This is a genomic window from Neobacillus drentensis, assembly GCF_036966985.1.
Taxonomy (GTDB): Bacteria; Bacillota; Bacilli; order Bacillales; family Cytobacillaceae; genus Neobacillus; species Neobacillus drentensis_E.
The window spans coordinates 1-16,454 of record NZ_JBALSN010000039.1 but is presented as its reverse complement, the minus strand read 5'-3'; the positions used below and the strand labels follow the sequence as shown (position 1 = coordinate 16,454).

The window sequence follows — 16,454 nt, the reverse complement described above, 5'->3', positions numbered from 1 at the left end:
GATAGTAACCATAATTTAAAAGTTTTGGGCATTAAAAACAAGTAGCTTTGAGAAAAATATAAGTAACTTTTGTGAACATTGACCTATTATTAAAATCATCAAATGGTCCTATTAGATTAATTCGTTTTCGTTAATAATAGAAATAACTGTTTCAGCACCTAATCTAAGTGGTGGAGCTAAAGACACAAGAAAGGGGTGACGATTATGCCGAACAGAGTGTATATCAGTTTCTTACGTTTGCCGCTCCTCGTCCGAATTCTATTAATGGCATTGCTTGTGTTTCTCTCATTTGGAATATCTATTCACTTTTTAGAACCAACCACTTTTCCCACAATTTTTGATGGCATCTGGTGGGCCATTATTACCGCATCAACGGTAGGATATGGCGATTATGTCCCACACTCCTTCTTAGGCAGACTAACCGCCTTAATCTTAATCCTATTCGGTGTTGCATTTGTTTCTTCCTATTTTGGAACATTGGCCGCAGCTGCGGTCACAAAACAAGATGCCCTGTCCGAAGGGAGAATTCCTTATAAAGGTAAAGGTCATATCATCATTATCGGCTGGAATGAACGATCGAAAGAGTTAATAAGTAAGCTTACAACCACAAAATATCAACAAATGATAGTATTAATTGACGAAACGCTTGATGCAAACCCAGTAAAGTCAAGGTTTGTACACTTTATTCAAGGGAAAGGTCATGTAGATGAAACCATCGTCAAAAGTGATATCAAGAATGCGGAAAAAGTGTTAATTACTGCAGATCGGGGAAATGATGAACTACAAGCAGATATGAATAGCATTCTTACCCTACTCACTATTAAAGGAATATGTGCACAAGTAAAATGTATCGTTGAAATATTAACTAGAGAGCAAGTAATAAATGCTTATCGGGCCGGTGCTGATGAAGTGATTCAATCAAATAAATTAACAAGTGTCTTCATGGTTAACAGTCTGCACTCGAATGGGGATGGACTGTTGTCAAACGTGGTCCATGAGTTACAGGAAAGCAGATTGTCATCATATCCAGTTGAGGAACCTGAAATTGGTAAACCATTCAGCGATGTATGTCATTTATTATTAAAAAAAGGCTACCTCCTGATTGGCATTCAAAGAGGGGAGGAAACATTACTGAATCCATCCCACTCAATGTCTATTGAAGAGAATGACCAATTATTAATTTTTAAATAGCTTAATCCTGAAGGAGAAGCATTTCCAATTCCTGGACCAACGCTGTTCCAGATTCCCTATACTTCTCGGGAATGCTCGCATCCTTATCGACAGGTTCCTGAAATTGATTTAGGGTACCTGAAAAGGTTCCTGTGCTCCCTTCGTCATCAAGCCCTGCTTCATATTTATGGGACAAGAGGAATGGTCTTCCTAGCCTTACCGTACAATTGTTATCATCTAGTTGCCCATCAACGGCTTGAAATGGCAGTCGCACGAATTGGTAGCCATCCTGATCATCAAGTTTATAGTCAAAAGCACCATGGTCATAATCCCAGTTTCCGCCAATCGAATAGCCGATTGGTTTTAATTTTTGTTCAAGTTCGTATAAGTCAAACTGTTTTCCTTCCACTTTCGATGGTAACTCAATCATCAACATTAACCCCCTAATTTTCGATACCATTAGTTTCTCCAAATCAAATCATTTCAATAAAAAAAAGAGAACTGAAAGTATTCCATCAGTTCTCTTTTCTATATTTTATAAACGTTTTTCTAATTCTGCTTTTTTCTCTTCGTATCCTGGTTTACCTAGAAGAGCGAACATATTTACTTTGTATGCTTCAACACCTGGTTGGTCAAAAGGATTTACTCCTAATAAGTAGCCGCTCATGGCACAGGCTTTTTCAAAGAAGTAGACAAGATACCCTAATGTATACTCATCCATGGCTGGAATTGTCACAATTAAGTTCGGCACGCCGCCATCGGTATGGGCAAGCATCGTCCCTTGAAATGCCTTATTATTGACGAAGTCTACTGTTTGACCAGCAAGGTAATTCAAACCATCTAAATCATTTTCCTCCGCTTCAATTTTCAGCTCATGACGAGGAGTTTCAACTTTAATAATGGTTTCAAACAAATCACGGCGCCCTTCTTGAACATATTGTCCAAGTGAGTGAAGATCCGTTGAAAAGTTCGCAGAAGAAGGATAAATACCTTTTTGGTCTTTACCTTCACTTTCGCCAAATAACTGTTTCCACCACTCTGAGAAATATTGCAAGCCTGGCTCATAATTAATCAGCATTTCAATGGTTTTACCTTTGTTGTACAACACATTTCTAACAGCAGCATATTGGTAAGCGGCATTATCTTCGAGTTCGGAATGACCGAAGTCTGTTTGTGCCACTGCAGCACCTTCCATGATTTTCTCGATGTTTGCCCCGCTTACTGCGATTGGAAGCAAACCAACTGCTGTTAGAACAGAATAACGTCCACCAATGTCATCAGCGATTACGAACGTTTCATAGCCTTCTTCTGTTGCTAAGGTCTTGAGGGCTCCTCTTGCTTTATCCGTTGTGGCATAGATCCGTTTGCGCGCCTCATCCTGACCGTATTTTTCTTCAAGAAGCTTACGGAAAATGCGGAAAGCAATTGCTGGTTCAGTTGTAGTTCCCGATTTGGAAATGACATTAATAGAAAAGTCTTTTCCATCAAGGATATCCATCAAATCTCTCATATAAGTGGAGCTAATATTATTTCCTACAAAAATCACTTGTGGTGTTTTTCGCTTATCTTTCGGAAGGACGTTATAGAAGCTATGCTGCAACATTTCAATCGCAGCTCTTGCTCCAAGATACGATCCTCCAATTCCAATAACAAGAAGAACATCAGAATCAGCTTTAATTTTCTCAGCAGATTTTTGAATACGTGAGAACTCTTCTTTATCGTAGTTGGTCGGGAGGTCAATCCACCCTAAAAAGTCATTACCTGCACCAGTTTGCTCATGTAGTGAATGATGAGCCACTTTCACGGCATCACGTAAATATGTAAGTTCATGTTCTCCAAAAAAGGTTAAAGCTTTTGAGTAATCAAAACGAACGTGTGTCATGCATGATCCTCCATAATTTTATTTACATAACCACTTTAACGAATGATGGGATGATTATCAAGGCAGGTCCATCATTGAAAGCGCACCCAATTTCGACAAATTTCTTTTTAATATTTATTTTATAGTGATGCGCGATAAATAGCTAAAACATCCTCACGGTTTAACTTTTTAAAATTTCCAAACTCGCCGTTTTCCATTGCTCTGTCTGCCATTAAGTCAATTTTCGAATCATCAATCTTATAATCAGCTAAACTGGACGGTGCTTCAATACTATTCCAGAACTCACGTAATTTTTGAATCCCTTCGAGACCTATTTGGTCTGCACTCTTATCCGCTTCATTTACCCCAAACACCCGAACGGCAAGCTGCTTAAAGCGTTCAGGCTTCACCGCTAGATTATGCCTCATCCAATGTGGGAAAAGGATAGCCAGTCCGCCGCCATGCGGAATGTCATATACGGCCGATACAGCGTGTTCTAAATTATGTGTAGCCCAATCACCGCGATATCCCATATTTAAGATTCCATTGAGAGCCATCGTCCCACAGTAAAGAATGGTTGCCCTGTGCTGGTAATTTTCTAGATCCGCAAGCAACTTAGGTGCCGTTTCCATTACAGTGATCAGTAAAGATTCACACATGCGGTCTTGAAAATCTGTATTTTCTTCTAAATGAAAATAATGTTCAAGCACATGTGACATCATATCCACTATGCCATAAATGGTTTGATTCCTTGGTACCGTAAATGTGTTAACGGGGTCTAAGATCGAGAATTTTGGAAAGGTAACCGGACTTCCCCAGCCATACTTTTCATTTGTTTCCCAATTAGTAATGACCGAGCCTGAATTCATTTCTGAACCCGTTGCTGCGAGCGTTAACACCGTCCCGAATGGAAGTGCATCTTGTGCAATTGCCTTTTTAATGACTAGATCCCAAGAATCACCTTCATATTTCGCACCGGCAGCAATAAGTTTGGTACAATCAATGACACTTCCGCCCCCGACCGCTAGCAAGAATTCGATTCCCTCTCGTTTACAGATTTCTACTCCTTTTCGTGCGGTAGTAATCCGCGGGTTCGGTTCCACTCCTGGGAGTTCGAAAACCTCCGCTCCAATTTCTGCTAATAAATTTATCACATTTTCATACAAGCCGCTTCGCTTAATACTGCCGCCGCCATAGACAAGCAAAACCTTTTTACCGTACCGAGGTACTTCTGTTTTTAGTTGCTCCAACTCACCTTTTCCAAAAATTAATTTGGTCGGATTTAAAAAAGTAAAATTTTCCATCATCATACACCATCCTTTACCTTACTCATTATTAGTTATTATGGTTCTTTTTGCAAAAAAACTTCCTCGCACCATTCATGATGCAAGGAAGTTTTTTATGCCCATCCTCTATACAAGCAGGCTTCTGCCATTTTTCTAACGCCGATCATATATGCAGCCAATCGCATATCTACGTTGCTAGATTGAGCAAGTTGATAAATATCCTCGAACGATTTGACCAGTTTATGGCGCAATTTCACTTCTACTTCCTCTTCACTCCAATAAAACCCTTGCTTATTTTGAACCCATTCAAAATAGGAGACGGTAACACCACCTGCTCCAGCCAGAACATCTGGTACAAGCAATATCCCACGTTCGGTAAGAATATTGGTTGCTTCAAGCGAGGTCGGCCCGTTTGCAGCTTCTACGACAATTTTAGCCTTGATGTTGTAGGCATTTTCAGCGGTAATCTGATTAGAAATCGCAGCCGGTACTAATACATCACATTCCTGCTCAAGCAATTCTTTGTTTGTGATTGTCCCTTCGAATAGAGTGGTAATTGTGCCAAAGCTGTCCCGTCGATCCAACAGATAATTAATATTCAATCCATCAGGATGATAAAGGGCTCCATAAACATCAGAAATCCCAACTACAATTGCTCCTGCTTCATGCATAAACTTTGCCACATAACTGCCTGCATTTCCAAACCCTTGAACAATGACACGGGATCCCTTAATACTAATACCCCGTTTCTTGGCTGCCTCCTCAATACAAATGGTTACACCCTTTGCTCCTGCCTTTTCCCGGCCCTCAGAGCCTCCAAGTACAAGGGGTTTGCCGGTAATAAAACCAGAAGAATCAAACTGGCGGAGACGGCTGTATTCATCCATCATCCATGCCATAATCTGGGAATTAGTGTACATATCGGGTGCTGGGATATCCTTTGTCGGACCAACAATTTGGCTGATTGCACGAACGTACCCACGGCTTAATCGTTCAAGTTCACCAAATGACATCGTCCGCGGGTTACAAAGAATCGCTCCTTTTCCCCCGCCAAATGGTAAGTCAGCGATTCCACACTTCAAACTCATCCACATCGATAATGCCTTCACTTCAGTTGCAGTGACCTTAGGGTGAAAGCGAACCCCGCCCATGGTCGGTCCAATTGCATCATTATGCTGGGCTCTATACCCGTTAAATATTTTGGTCGAACCATCGTCCATCCGAACAGGAATTCTAACATCTGACATTCTTAATGGTTCTTTCAATAATTCGAACATTTCTTCGTTATAGCCCATCTTTTTTAATGCATCATGAATAACAATTTGTGTTGATGTGAGCAGGTCTAATTTCTCTTTATCCTTATCACCGCCACTATTTGTTACATCATAAATCCCCATTTTTGCACCCCTAGTATTTTTTACCTTTCATCCAAGTACGTTGTTAATCCTCTCCAAAGCCCAATTCAGTTCATCTTTACTAATAATCAGCGGCGGTGCAAAGCGAATCACCGTGTCATGGGTTTCCTTACACAATAGCCCTTGCTCTTTTAATTGCTCACAATATTTGCGTGCAGGCTGAGATAGTTCTACACCAATAAATAACCCACGGCCGCGAATATCTTTTATGATTGGATTTTTTATTTCTTTTAATTTACTAATAAAATACTCGCCAAGTTCTAACGATTTTTCTGCAAGTTTTTCATCCACTAACACATCAAGAGCAGCTATGGAAACTGCACATGCCATTGGATTTCCCCCAAAGGTAGAGCCATGTGACCCCGGGTTAAATACACCTAAAATATCTTTGTCAGCGACAACACATGAAATAGGGAACACACCGCCGCCTAGTGCTTTACCAAGAATATACATATCCGGTTCGATCCCTTCCCACTCACAGGCAAACATTTTACCGGTCCGGGCCAAACCAGCTTGAATTTCATCAGCGATAAACAATATATTGTTTTCTTTACATAGATTATAAGCCGCCTTCATAAAGCCTTCAGGCGGAATAACAATCCCAGCCTCTCCCTGAATCGGTTCAATTAAGAATGCAGCTGTATTAGGCGTAATCGAAGCTTTTAATGCCTCTATGTCACCATAAGGGATTAGCTTGATCCCTGGGAGCATGGGTCCAAACCCGCGTTTATACTCGTCATCCGAAGAAAGGGAAACAGCCGTCATTGTTCTGCCGTGAAAATTCCCTATACAAGCAATAATTTCCGCTTGGTTCTCAGCCACTCCTTTTACATCATAACTCCAGCGGCGTGCCGTTTTCACAGCCGTTTCCACTGCCTCCGCCCCGGTATTCATGGGCAATACCATTTCTTTTTTGGTTAATCGACATACTTTTTCATACCACGGACCAAGTTGGTCATTGTGAAATGCCCGGGAAGTTAATGTAACCTTATCAGCTTGTTCCTTTAACGCTTGAATAATTTTTGGGTGACGATGCCCTTGGTTCACAGCTGAATAGGCGCTAAGCATATCCATATATTTATTGCCTTCTGGGTCCTCTACCCAAACACCTTCTGCCCTTGTAATGACAATTGGGAGAGGATGATAGTTATTAGCTCCATATTTCTCTGTTTTAGCAATTAATTCATTCGTATTTACATTTGCTGTCATAAATAAACCCCCGTTTCTTTGTAATATTATGTACATATAGTACTATTGTAGCCGAGCATGAAAAAAGAATGAACACCCCATTAAAACTTTATTACTGAAAAAGCTCTATTTATGTAAAAAAAAGCCTAGCACCATGCTAATCATAGCATTGGGTCTAGGCTTTTCTTAAATTTATTTTTTTATTAAATCTTCACGTTGTGACTGGTCAATCCACTCTTGCAATTTATCCTTTAATGTATTAAATCCTTGTTGACCTTCCACTTCTGGAATAATCGGAGCAACTGGACGTTTACGAGGCTTCTTTGCTTTAGGAGCAGCCTGCTGAACAGGAGCTTCTTCTGTAGCACGGATAGAAAGACCAATTTTGCCTGCACCTTCATCTACTGATAATACTTTCACCTTAATTTCGTCCCCTACTTTAAGGTGCTCGTTAATATCTTTAACATAGCCATGTGTAACTTCAGAAATATGGACTAGGCCTTGTGTATTATCGTCGAGCGCAACAAACGCTCCGTATGGTTGAATTCCTGTGACTTTACCTGTTAAAATACTTCCAGTTTCGATCTTTTCTGACATGAAAACACTCCTAAGTAATTAATTATTTTATCCCATATATACGCATTATAATATTATATCACAAAGAATACCTTTAATCAAAAAAAGAATGAAAAATTACCTACAATAAAAGTTTACTCAATTGGAATTGTCGAAAATTCTTAACATAATGTTCAAGGATGAGGAAAGAAATATTTACCAAACGTGATAAACTAATAGTGAGGAAATCTATTTTTAAAGGGAAGGTGAATCAGTTTGAATACCATCGGCCAAACCATTAAAAATGCCCGCGAAATGCTCCATATGTCTCAGGAGGAGCTGGCACAAAAAGTAAGAGTTGGAATTAACACAATTGAGAAATACGAATCTGGGGAACAAATTCCAAGCACACAAACATTATTAAAGTTATCAACTGTATTAGATCTTCCTGCTACAGAATTGAAAGAACAGTAATATTAATAACAGCAAAGTTTTTTTCTTAGCTACTGTATAAAAAAGGGGAATACTGGATAACCTTATATTATAAGGCTTTCTAGTATTCCCCCCTTTTTGAAGTGGACATCCATCATGGTATGTCCTTTTTTTTTGCTCTAAATCGTTAAATAGAACAAGTATCATTTGCTTTAATCACCAATAATTCTTTGGCTATTTTCAAGCAATCCTCTAACGGAATCATTTTTTCAAATGAAAAATCATAAATGCTTTGTATTCTTTTGGCCAACTCATCACAATCATCTAGTTCATGGATTGCCTGAATGGTATCAGCGATTTCTGTGTCATATCCTCCATTAGTTAAATTGAAGGGGTCCCACTCATTTAATAGGTCCACATATTGCAAATTAGTTTGCAGTTCTTTTCTCATTGTTTTTAACTCCCAAATTTCGGCTTAACCTGAGCACTTTTATATTGCCCTGGTGTGATTCCAGTATACTTCTTAAAGAGTGAGGTGTAATAGCTTTGATTGCAATAACCGAACATATGGGCTATTTCACTCAGTCTTGAGTTCGAATGGAGTAGAAAATACTTTGAATCCTCAATCTTCTTCCTATTAATATATTCTGGGATAATCATTCCTACTGATACCTTAAAGATCTTTGAAAGATATCCTGGATGGACCCCTGCGTATTCTGCAATTTTTTCTAAAGTAATGTCATGGAATATTTCTTGGTGAATGAAAGTAATAGCCCGGTTTACTACTTGATTGTATTCTAAGCGGTCCGTTGATTTTAACGTATCGATAAAACAAGAAACCATTTCATATTCAAGCTGTTTCAAGTCCTCGATGTTATCGGTTTTTTCAACCTGCCGAATCATTACATCACTTAAGCTAAAAGCGTCCTCCGGTAAGGCTCCTCCGTTAATAATCGCTCTCGTAAATAATGTACATGAGCAAATTAGTGAATTTTTTATCGACCTTAGCGGTTCTCCCGCCAAAGTCGCTCTTTCCAAAAGATTGATTTGATCAAGGATATCTTTTGCTTCTGTTTCCTGACATCGAATAATACAATCCATTAATTTTTGTTCTAAAGCATAAGAAGGGTGGTAGTAAAAATTTCGAATATTTTCAGCACGTGATTCATAAAACCGCATGAAATTATTATTTTTCATTTTCATCCACATTCACCTTAAAAAAATGTTAAAAATATCATTTTTTTAATATCATTGTAAATTCCTAGACTTTAAAATTCAAGTATCAACCTTAAAGGGGGCTTTAAAAAAATGCAGAAAAAAAAGTGGTTTACCAAATTGTTAGCGTTTTCATTTGCGGCAAGTATCGCTTTAACTGGTTGCAGCAGTGACGCAAGCACCGAGAAACCGAAACCAGCAGACAAGGACAACAGTACAGAAAAACAAATAGTCCTTAAGTTTGCTGCCCAAAACGACAATACCCCTGCAACTCAGAAATTGATTGACGCCTTCAACCAAAAGCAAAATAAGTACAAAGTGGAATGGACCCAAATGACAAATGACTCTGCGCAAATGCATGACCAACTGTTAAACTCTCTATCTAGCGGCTCTTCCGATTACGATGTTCTTTCCATGGACGTAGTTTGGGCCGGTGAATTTGCTGGGGCTGGCTATTTAGAACCACTTGATGTGAACATGAACAAAGCTGGATTAAATAAAACGGATTTCAATTCAGGCTCGATGACCTCTGGAAATTATAAAGGCAAACAATATACCCTTCCTTTCTTTCCAGACCTTGGCTTGCTTTATTTCCGCAAAGATATTGTAAGTGCTGAAGATGCGGCAAAGCTTGAAAGCGGCAGCTATACTTATGATGATTTATACAACATGGCAAAAACATACACCGGTAAAAACAAAACAAAATACGGTTTTGTTTACCAATCGAAACAATATGAAGGGTTGACTGTTAACGTAACTGAATTCTCAAAATCCTATCAAGATGTAAAAGCTGGACTTGAAACGATGTATAAATTTACACAGGCACCATTTGAGCCTAAGGATCTATTAAACTTCATGGAAGGGGAAACACATACGAACTTTGAACAAGGAAATGCCGTTTTCTCTCGTAACTGGCCATATGCCTTCGGCCGAATTAATGGTAAAGAAGATGGCGTTACAGTAACCGTTGATCAGGTTGGTATTGCCCCGCTTCCTAACGGAGGTTCTGTCGGTGGATGGTTGTTAGGCATTAATAAAAATTCAAAGCAACTAGATGGAGCCTGGGAATTTATTAACTATGCAGCTGGTGAAGAAGGCCAAAAAATCATGTCAACCGAAGGTGGATATTTGCCTGGATTTAATACACTGCTAAACAATGATGAGGTAAAAGCGAAAAATGTCATGCTTAGCTATCCAGGCTTCCAAAAAGCTTTGACAACAACGATTGCAAGACCTGTTTCACCTGAATATTCCAAAACCTCTGATACGATTCAAGTGCAAGCCCATAAATATCTAAGCTCTGGGGCTGGGCTTGATGAAGCAGTCAAAGCTATAGAAGCGGCAGCTAAGGGAGAGTAAGGAAGAGTGCGTTCCTAACATTCAATAGAATGGTCAAAATAAGGCTCTAATTTAATCGTTAGAGCCTTTTCCTTTCACATCTAATTAGCTAGTTTACAACAGAGAGGGTGAGAATAGTTGCGGAAAATGGGGGTTAAAGAATGGCTTTTTATCCTGCCCACAGTCTTAATCATTGGTATTTTCTCTTTATGGCCTGTTTTACAATCGTTTACTTATACTTTCTTTGATTACCGGTTAAATGATCAGCAAAAAGCGGGATTATATCTTAGCGAGCGTTTCAATGTTTCCCTGTTCAATGAAACGCAAATGTATGTAGCCATGTTTTTAGACGAAGATTTGCCTAACATTAAAAATGAAGAAGATCGAAAACTAGTTTCCGAATTGAAAAATAAACTAGTCAACGCAGATTCAGATTTTAGCAACCAAAAAGGTGTCATTAAGATTAGCAAACAACAGAGAGTAAAAATTGAAAATCTACAGAAAGATGCTAAAGAACTTATAACTACCCTTAATGAGAGATATAAATTGATTCATAAGGATGATTTTCCTGCATTAGTGGACGATTTAAAAAATAGTATCATACCTTCCAATTTTATCGGTATAAAAGGATATAAGCAGGTCTTTACTGACAAACGGATTGGCACAGCTCTATGGAATACATCGTTTTTTACCGTAATATCGGTCTTTTGTGAGCTTGTCCTTGGATTAGGATTGGCACTTGTATTAAATAAAACCATATTTGGTCAGGGCATGATTCGGACGGCCTCTTTAATCCCTTGGGCCATCCCAACGGCAGTCGCTGCGCTTATGTGGAGTTATCTATTTAATGGAAGCAGTGGTATAGTTGCTCACTTTTTTGAAGCAATCGGACTCGTGGACAAATCACAAGACTTATTACTGAGTGGTCCGGGTGCGATGGCCTCCACCATTTTAGCAGATGTGTGGAAAACAACTCCTTATATGGCATTATTATTGCTTGCCGGCTTACAGAACATTTCACATTCCTTATATGAAGCGGCCTCCATCGATGGTGCGAGTAAGGTCCAATCTTTTTTCAAGGTCACACTCCCACTTTTAAAGCCATCGATTTTAGTCGCTTTGCTGTTCCGAACATTAGATGCCTTCCGTGTTTTCGATCTCGTCTTCGTGTTAACAGGCGGCGGACCTGGCGGGGAAACGGAAACCATGTCGATATACGCATATAAAGTCATGTTTGGTCAAACCAATTTTGGCTATGGTTCCATTATTGTCATGATTATGTTTTTGTGCGTTGCTTTTATTGCAATTTTATTTGTGAAATTCCTAGGTGCGAACCTAATGGAGAAAAATTAAGGAGGGATAGAATATGCAGACATCTAAAAGAAAACTATGGATAACCTTCGGGGGAGTCGTTGTATTTTATTTATTCGCGATGGTGTTCCCGTTTTTCTGGGTATTTATCACCTCCTTTAAAACATCGGGTGAAATTTTTGGAACTGGGGCGTTTCGAGTGATCCCCAAAGAACCTACCCTCCAAAATTATCTAACTATCTTGTTTGAAAAAGGAATATTGAACTCGATAAAAAATAGCTTTATTGTGGCAACCACGACCACGATTTATATCATTATTGTCGCTACCTTTTCAGCCTATGCCATCTCACGCTTTCATTTTAGAGGGAAGAATATTCTTTTGGGATTAATACTAGCTGTTTCCATGTTTCCACAGATGATTATTACAGGTCCTGTTTATAACTTATTTTTACATTTTAAACTATTAAATTCTTTTGCTGTGGTTTTACCTTATTCCACAATCACCCTGCCAATGGCCGTTTGGATTTTAGTTACCCATTTTAACCAAATCCCTTCCGCCCTAGAAGAGTCAGCAAAAATGGATGGTGCCACTACCTTTCAAACCTTGTATAAAATTATTTTCCCATTGGCTGCACCTGGCGTGTTTACAACTGCGATCATTACATTTATTTCCGCATGGAATGAGTTTCTATTAACAATTACCTTAAACCCAAACGCTGAATATCATACAGTTCCAGTCGCCATTTCGTTCCTTCGAACACAATTTGAAATTCTCTGGGGACAAGTAGCAGCCGCAACAGCCATTGTAACCATCCCCACACTTATTATCGTTCTCTTCTTCCAAAGGCAAATTGTCTCTGGTTTAACTAGCGGCGGGGTAAAAGAATAAAAAATATTGAGGTGTACAACAAAATGTCTTGGAAAATAAGTTCATATATCATGGATCATGCCCAAGCTCTTATTGATGAAAGTTTATTTTTCACTGGAAACGGTTATCTTGGTGTCCGTGGCAATCTTGAAGAAGGCTTGCCCGAGGGTCAAAAAACGATCCGCGGAACCTACCTAAATGCCTTTCACGATAGCGTCCCTATTCCATATGGAGAAAAACTCTATGCATTTCCAGATACACAGCAAAAGCTATTAAATGTCATTGATTCCCAATCAATATCGATTTATTTCGGGGAAGGAGTGGAAGAAGAACGCTTTAGTCTCGAAGAAGGAAAATTCCCCTGGAATGGGCGCTATCTGTATTTTGATAAAGGCTACGCGGAAAGGACCTATAAATGGATCTCACCTTTGGGAAAAAGGATAAACTTAACCTTTAAACGGTTAGTATCATTCTGCGAAAAAGAGGTCTTTTTACAACATTTGGAAATTGAATCTGATAATTTTCAAGGAAAGATAAGAATTGTTTCCACTTTGAATGGTGATGTTTCCAATTATATTGATACGGGTGATCCTCGTGTATCTTCTGGCCATGCGAAACTATTAAAGGTAACAGATGTACAGCAAACAGAAGAAATTTCTTATGTTGAATGTGAAACCTCTTATACGAAATTTAAAACAGCATGTGCCGTTTCCTATCAACTTAGCAAACCTTTTAATCGTTTCAATGATATTAACACCCATTCAATTGTTTCAGAATTTGTTTTTCAATTAAGTGAAAAAGTTACCTTTGAAAAGAAAAGTATGTTTGTAGATTCATTACGTCATGGGGAGGATTTAAGTACTGCGGCTTTTCTTATACACGATAGACTGGCTGATAAAAACTACTCTTACTTTTCAACCAAGCAAGAAGCTTATCTAAACAACTTCTGGAACGATGCAGATGTTGAGATTATTGGTGATTCAGACCTGCAGGAGGGAATAAGGTTTAATTTATTTCATCTGCTCCAATCTACAGGCAGAGATCCACTCTCCAATATTGCTGCCAAAGGGTTATCAGGAGAAGGGTACGAAGGACACTATTTCTGGGATACAGAAATATATATCCTTCCCGTCTTCTTATTAACCCACCCAAAACTTGCGAAGGGCCTTCTTTTGTATCGATACTCGATTCTTGAGCAAGCCAAAAATCATGCAAAAAACATGGGGCATGAAAGCGGCGCCTTGTTTCCATGGCGAACCATCTCAGGTACGGAATGTTCTTCCTACTTTCCATCCGGTTCGGCACAGTATCATATTAGTGCAGATATCGCCTACAGCTTTATCCAATATTATTTAGTCAGCGGCGATTTTTCTTTTATGGAAGAATACGGTGCCGAGGTACTTTTTGAAACGGCTCGATTATGGGCTGATACTGGTCATTTTGATGGAGATTGTTTTAAAATTGATGCCGTTACTGGTCCAGATGAATACACTTGTATTGTCAACAATAATTACTATACAAACGTAATGGCTAAATACAACCTGCATTGGGCAGTAAAGTGTTACCATTTGATGGAATCGGCCAATCCTTCGCAGCTGGCTCAACTGTGCTTAAAAACCGGCTTAAATATTGGAGAGGTTCAAACATGGCAGCAGGCAGCGGCACAAATGTATTTGCCCTATGACGAACATCTAGGAATCAATCCACAGGATGATACTTTTTTACATAAAGCTGTTTGGAATTTAACCAATACACCTAAGGACCATTTCCCTCTTTTATTGCATTATCATCCGCTCACATTATACCGATATCAGGTCTGCAAACAAGCGGATACGGTCTTGGCTCACTTTTTAGTTGAGGATGAGCAAAAAATCGAAACAATTAGAAATTCTTTCGATTATTATGAAAAAATAACCACTCATGATTCCTCTTTATCATCTTGTATTTATAGTATTATGGCATCGAAACTCGGTCTTACACAAAAAGCGTATGATTATTTAATTGAAACGGCGAGATTGGATTTAGACAATACCCACGGAAATACAAAAGATGGCCTGCATATGGCAAATATGGGCGGCACATGGCTAGCGATTGTTTACGGCTTTGCAGGACTTCGAATTAAGGAAGATGGAATATCGCTGCAGCCCGCCATACCCGAGAAATGGCTTGGATTTCGATTCTCAATTCAATTTAAAGGCCGAAAGATACAAATTGAAGTATCCACTGGGCAAACCAGGATAACCCTGCTGAGTGGAGAAGCCTTATCAATCAAAGTATCGGAGCAACCCTACCATCTTGAAACAGGAACACCGATCGATCATCATTAATTGAACACAACAGGCCTCCTTCGATTGGAGGCCTGTTGTGTATTACGTCTTATACTGTTTCCAATATATGTTGGAGCATTTGCTCCCCAGACATTAGTGCTTCACCGCCCCCCTGTGCGAAAGCATCATTTCCTCCCCCTTTTCCATTAATTAGCGGGAGAGCATGAGCGATTACTTTCTTCATACTTTCCGTTCCAGCTTGTCCGCGCGCACAAACTACCTGCAATCGCTTATCATTTTCTGACACAAAGTAAACAATTGCTGTCTCATCTTCAGTAGTGATGATTCGTGCCAGATTCTGCAGTTCTTGAATGGACCGATTTTGAAATACTTTACTTACGAGCAGCCTCTCATTTTGATTTCTATTTCCTAGGATGTCCTTCGCCTCATACTGGAGGATCTTTCCCTGAGTTTGTTCAAGGGTCTTTTCTAATGTTTTGTTCATTTCAAGGAGACGAAGGACAGCCTGTTCCATTTCCTTTTCAGGTGCATTGAGGATTTTGGTTAATTCAAGGAGTACTGTTTGTTTTTTTCCAAGCTGTGTAACTACTCGATTCCCACAAACAAATTGAACCCGTATCTTCTTCTTTTGACGTTCCCAATCTAATACTTTTACTGCTCGAACCTCACCAGTAGCTCTTGGATGTGTCCCGCCGCACCCGTTATCATCAAAATTAGGAATAATAACCAGGCGAATATCCTCTTTCACTTTTGTCTCTTTTCGCAGATTATATTGAGACAATTCTTCTTCTGTGACCCATTTCGTCTCAATCGGTCTGTTTTCTAGGATGACCTGATTTGCAAGTGCCTCTGCTTCTTCTATTTGTTGCCGGCTAAGATGTTCCGTTTCTAAATCAATGGTGAGCATTTCTGCCCCTAAATGAAACCCGATTGTTTTGTATCCAAATAAGTTGTCAAATGCCGCAGATAAGAGATGCTGACCCGCGTGTTGCTGCATGTTATCCAATCGTCTTTCCCAATCGATAGTCCCTCTGACTTCTTTTCCTGAATCATCTATTGGCCCCTCAAGGTAATGACGAATTTCTCCATCGATTTCTTCCACATTCATTACCGTTTTATCAGCAATTATTCCAAGGTCGTGCGGTTGCCCGCCGCCGGTTGGATAAAAAGCTGTTTGATTTAATACAACATACCAGCTGCCAGTTGGGTCTTGTTCTTGTTTTACCACCTTTGCTTTAAAAGTTTGTATGTATGGATCTTGATAATAAAGCTTGTTCTCCATGTTTGTGGTCACTCCAATAGTTATTTATAAACTCATTGTCTGAAAAAAAGGAAAATAAAGCAAGCAAACAAAAAACTGCTCCTCCTTTATTTGAGGAACAGTTTATTCTAACTCAAATATAACTTAATTACTTCTTTTCTTTACGCTGTCCAAAAGAAGTAGGCATCGTTGGTGGTTTTTGTCCACTTTGTTGGAAACCGCCCATGCCTTGGGGAAATCCTGATTGGTGGCCGCCCATCATGCTG

At 39.3% G+C, this 16,454-nt stretch carries 14 protein-coding genes and 1 pseudogene; 6 read left to right on the top strand and 9 right to left on the bottom strand.

Features of this window, described 5'->3' with window-relative positions; all coding sequences use genetic code 11:
- The first annotated feature begins 204 nt into the window (after positions 1 to 204).
- Positions 205 to 1,191 carry a potassium channel family protein gene (locus V7659_RS02805; protein WP_335537971.1) on the top strand — a complete coding sequence of 329 codons (987 nt, stop codon included), beginning with the start codon at positions 205 to 207 and terminating at the stop codon, positions 1,189 to 1,191.
- Position 1,192: 1 nt separating this feature from the next.
- Here the strand turns inward: V7659_RS02805 and V7659_RS02800 are convergent, their stop codons facing one another.
- The 6 genes from V7659_RS02800 to yugI form a co-directional block, all read right to left on the bottom strand.
- Complete coding sequence (locus V7659_RS02800; RefSeq protein WP_283875675.1) at positions 1,193 to 1,600, bottom strand: YugN-like family protein; 408 nt, start codon at positions 1,598 to 1,600, stop codon at positions 1,193 to 1,195.
- A gap of 105 nt (positions 1,601 to 1,705) precedes the next feature.
- A complete protein-coding gene (locus V7659_RS02795) occupies positions 1,706 to 3,052 on the bottom strand; it encodes a glucose-6-phosphate isomerase (protein ID WP_335537969.1) in 1,347 nt (448 codons plus the stop codon).
- Positions 3,053 to 3,171: 119 nt separating this feature from the next.
- A complete protein-coding gene (locus V7659_RS02790) occupies positions 3,172 to 4,335 on the bottom strand; it encodes an iron-containing alcohol dehydrogenase (RefSeq protein WP_335537979.1) in 1,164 nt (387 codons plus the stop codon).
- 95 nt (positions 4,336 to 4,430) lie between these two features.
- Complete coding sequence (locus tag V7659_RS02785; protein ID WP_335537967.1) at positions 4,431 to 5,714, bottom strand: Glu/Leu/Phe/Val family dehydrogenase; 1,284 nt, start codon at positions 5,712 to 5,714, stop codon at positions 4,431 to 4,433.
- 27 nt (positions 5,715 to 5,741) lie between these two features.
- On the bottom strand, positions 5,742 to 6,941 hold the full coding sequence (locus V7659_RS02780) for an ornithine--oxo-acid transaminase (protein WP_335537966.1): 1,200 nt from the start codon (positions 6,939 to 6,941) through the stop codon (positions 5,742 to 5,744).
- A gap of 171 nt (positions 6,942 to 7,112) precedes the next feature.
- Positions 7,113 to 7,517 (bottom strand): S1 domain-containing post-transcriptional regulator GSP13, encoded by a 405-nt coding sequence (gene yugI, locus V7659_RS02775; protein WP_335537964.1) that lies wholly within the window; start codon positions 7,515 to 7,517, stop codon positions 7,113 to 7,115.
- Positions 7,518 to 7,751: 234 nt separating this feature from the next.
- On the opposite strand from yugI, the pseudogene V7659_RS02770 reads away from it, so the two are divergent.
- Positions 7,752 to 7,946, top strand: a pseudogene (locus V7659_RS02770) (helix-turn-helix domain-containing protein); the annotation flags it as partial.
- A gap of 148 nt (positions 7,947 to 8,094) precedes the next feature.
- Here V7659_RS02770 and V7659_RS02765 read toward each other — a convergent pair.
- Entirely contained in the window at positions 8,095 to 8,358 is a 264-nt protein-coding gene (locus tag V7659_RS02765) for a DUF1871 family protein (protein ID WP_335537961.1), read from the bottom strand.
- Positions 8,359 to 8,363: 5 nt separating this feature from the next.
- Complete coding sequence (locus V7659_RS02760; protein WP_335537959.1) at positions 8,364 to 9,110, bottom strand: helix-turn-helix transcriptional regulator; 747 nt, start codon at positions 9,108 to 9,110, stop codon at positions 8,364 to 8,366.
- 105 nt (positions 9,111 to 9,215) lie between these two features.
- On the opposite strand from V7659_RS02760, the gene V7659_RS02755 reads away from it, so the two are divergent.
- The 4 genes from V7659_RS02755 to V7659_RS02740 all read left to right on the top strand — a co-directional run bounded on the left by V7659_RS02755 (position 9,216) and on the right by V7659_RS02740 (position 14,966).
- Positions 9,216 to 10,481, top strand: a complete 1,266-nt coding sequence (locus V7659_RS02755; RefSeq protein WP_335537958.1) for an extracellular solute-binding protein — start codon at positions 9,216 to 9,218, stop codon at positions 10,479 to 10,481.
- Positions 10,482 to 10,607: 126 nt separating this feature from the next.
- Positions 10,608 to 11,813: a carbohydrate ABC transporter permease gene (locus tag V7659_RS02750; RefSeq protein ID WP_420491432.1), complete on the top strand. Its 1,206-nt coding sequence runs from the start codon at positions 10,608 to 10,610 to the stop codon at positions 11,811 to 11,813.
- A gap of 13 nt (positions 11,814 to 11,826) precedes the next feature.
- A complete protein-coding gene (locus V7659_RS02745) occupies positions 11,827 to 12,660 on the top strand; it encodes a carbohydrate ABC transporter permease (RefSeq protein ID WP_335537956.1) in 834 nt (277 codons plus the stop codon).
- A gap of 23 nt (positions 12,661 to 12,683) precedes the next feature.
- On the top strand, positions 12,684 to 14,966 hold the full coding sequence (locus tag V7659_RS02740; protein ID WP_335537955.1) for a glycoside hydrolase family 65 protein: 2,283 nt from the start codon (positions 12,684 to 12,686) through the stop codon (positions 14,964 to 14,966).
- A 49-nt stretch (positions 14,967 to 15,015) separates the two neighbouring features.
- On the opposite strand, the gene V7659_RS02735 is transcribed toward V7659_RS02740, so the two are convergent.
- Positions 15,016 to 16,209 carry an alanyl-tRNA editing protein gene (locus V7659_RS02735; protein WP_335537954.1) on the bottom strand — a complete coding sequence of 398 codons (1,194 nt, stop codon included), beginning with the start codon at positions 16,207 to 16,209 and terminating at the stop codon, positions 15,016 to 15,018.
- Positions 16,210 to 16,454 lie beyond the last annotated feature (245 nt).